At 67.9% G+C, this 2,658-nt stretch carries 1 protein-coding gene; it reads left to right on the top strand.

What is annotated here, in order from left to right:
- The coding region (locus tag AB0K11_RS27790) for a condensation domain-containing protein (protein WP_364984870.1) at positions 1–2,658 on the top strand (2,658 nt) is incomplete at both ends.

Here is a 2,658-nt window from a genome sequence, read left to right as displayed (position 1 = left end):
CGGCGATGATGTCGCCTACCTGATCTACACCTCGGGCACCACGGGCACACCCAAAGGTGTTGCGGTCACCCATGCCAACGTGACCGAGTTGATGGAGTCCCTGGAGTGCGGTTTGCCGGCGGGGGTGTGGGCGCAGTGCCATTCGTATGCCTTTGATGCCTCGGTGGAGGAGATCTGGGGGGTGTTGCTGCACGGTGGTCGGCTGGTGGTGGTGCCTGAGTGGGTGGTGCGTTCTCCGCAGGATTTCCGTGATGTCTTGATCGGGGAGCGGGTCAGTGTGGTGACCCAGACTCCGTCGGCGTTGGCGATGTTGTCGCCTGAGGGCCTGGATTCGGTGGCGGTGTTGGTGGTCGGTGAGGCGTGTCCGGCCGAGGTGGTGGCGCGGTGGGCGCCGGGCCGGGTGATGGTCAATGCCTATGGTCCGACCGAGACCACGATCTGCGCGTCGCGTACTTCGGCGTTGGCGGCCGACTGTGGGGTGCCGCCGATCGGTGCGCCGGTGGCGACGGCGGCGTTGTTCGTGCTGGATTGCTGGTTGCGGCGGGTGCCCGCCGGGGTGGTCGGTGAGTTGTATGTGGCGGGTCGCGGTGTTGCGGTGGGTTATGTGGGCCGGTCGGGGTTGACCGGGTCGCGGTTCGTGGCGTGCCCGTTCGCCGGTGCGCCGGGTCTGCGGATGTATCGCACCGGGGATCTGGTGCGCTGGGGTGCCGACGGGCAGTTGGAGTATCTGGGCCGCGCCGATGAGCAGGTCAAGATCCGCGGGTACCGGATCGAGCTGGGGGAGATCCGGGCTGCGTTGGCCTCGCTGGAGGGCGTCGAGCATGCGGCGGTGATCGCGCGTGAGGATCGCCCGGGTGACAAGCGGCTGGTCGGCTACATCACCGGCACAGCCGATCCCGCGGCGTTGCGTGCGGTGTTGGCCGAGCGGCTGCCGGCATACATGGTGCCCGTGGCGGTGGTGGCTCTGGAGGCGTTGCCGTTGACGTCGAACAACAAGCTCGACATCCGCGCGCTGCCCGCCCCGCACTACCGCGACGCCGATCACTACCGGGCCCCGACCGACGCGGTCGAGGAGATACTGGCCGGGATCTACGCCCAGGTGCTCGGATTGGACCGGGTGGGGGTCGACGACTCGTTCTTCGAGCTCGGTGGGGACTCGCTGTCGGCGATGCGGGTGATCTCCTCGGTGAACCGGTCGCTGGACTCTGATCTCGTCGTGCGTGTGTTGTTCGAGGCGCCCACGGTGGCGCAGCTGGCCACACGTGTCGACGGCCGCGGCGGCGGGCTGGAGCCGTTGAGGGCGGCGCAGCGTCCTGCGGTGGTTCCGTTGTCGTTCGCCCAGAACCGGTTGTGGTTCATCGACCAGCTGTACGGGCCGTCGCCGGTCTACAACATGGCGGTCGCTTTGCAGATGGTGGGCGATCTGGACGTCGAGGCGCTGCACGCGGCACTGCTGGATGTGGTGGCTCGCCATGAGAGCCTGCGGACGCTGTTCGTCGCGTCTGAGGGTGTGCCCCGGCAGGTGGTGGTGGCTTGCGAGGCGGTGGACTTCGGCTGGCAGGTGGTCGACGCCGAAGGCTGGTCGCAGGCGCGCCGCGGTGAGGCCGTCGAGGTCGCGGCGAGCCACGCGTTCGACTTGGCCGGCGAGATCCCCTTGCGGGCAATGTTGTTGCGGATTTCTGACGATGAACACGTGCTGGTGGGAGTGGTGCACCACATCGCCGCCGATGGGACGTCGTTGTCGCCGCTGGTGGGTGATCTCGGTCGGGCATATGCACACCGCAGCGCCGGAAGGGCTCCCGATTGGGCGCCGTTGCCCGTGCAGTACATCGACTACACGCTCTGGCAGCGCGGGTATCTGGGCGATCTGGCTGACGGGCAGAGCCGCATCGCCGGGCAGTTGGCGTACTGGCAGGACGCACTGGCCGGGATGCCCGAGCGGTTGGCGCTGCCGGTCGACCGCCCCTATCCGTCGGTGGCTGATCAACGGGGCGCGACGGTGACGGTGGCGTGGCCAGCGGAGCTGCACCAGCGGATACGGGAGGTGGCCGCGCAGCACGGCGCGACCGGTTTCATGGTGGTGCAGGCCGCGCTGTCGGTGCTGCTGGGCAGGGTCAGCGGGAGTTCTGATGTGGCGCTGGGCTTCCCGATCGCCGGGCGCAACGATCCGGCACTCGACGAGCTGATCGGGTTCTTCGTCAACACGCTGGTGCTGCGCACCGATCTGAGTGGGGATCCGACCGTCGCGGAGTTGCTGGCAGACGTGCGGGCCCGCAGCCTGGCCGCATTCGAACATCAGGATGTGCCCTTCGAGGTGCTCGTCGAGAAGATCAACCCCACCCGCTCGATGGCCCACCATCCGCTGGTGCAGGTGCTGTTGGCCTGGCACAACTTCGCCGGCCACGATCTGGACCCGACGGCGGCGCTGGCCATGGGGAATGTGCGGGCCACCCAGATGCCGATCGACACCCACACCGCACGGATGGATCTGGCGTTCTCGCTGACCGAACGCTTCACCGAGACCGGTGAACCGGCCGGGATCTGCGGCGTGGTCGAGTACCGAACTGATGTGTTCGATGGTGCCGGTGTGGAGGCGCTTGTTGGGCGGTTGGTGCGGGTGTTGGTGTCGATGACTGGTGATCCGGCTCGGCGGTTGTC

It is taken from the genome of Mycobacterium sp. NPDC050551, assembly GCF_040674075.1.
Taxonomy (GTDB): domain Bacteria; phylum Actinomycetota; class Actinomycetes; order Mycobacteriales; family Mycobacteriaceae; genus Mycobacterium.
This window is presented reverse-complemented; position numbering and strand designations above follow the sequence as displayed.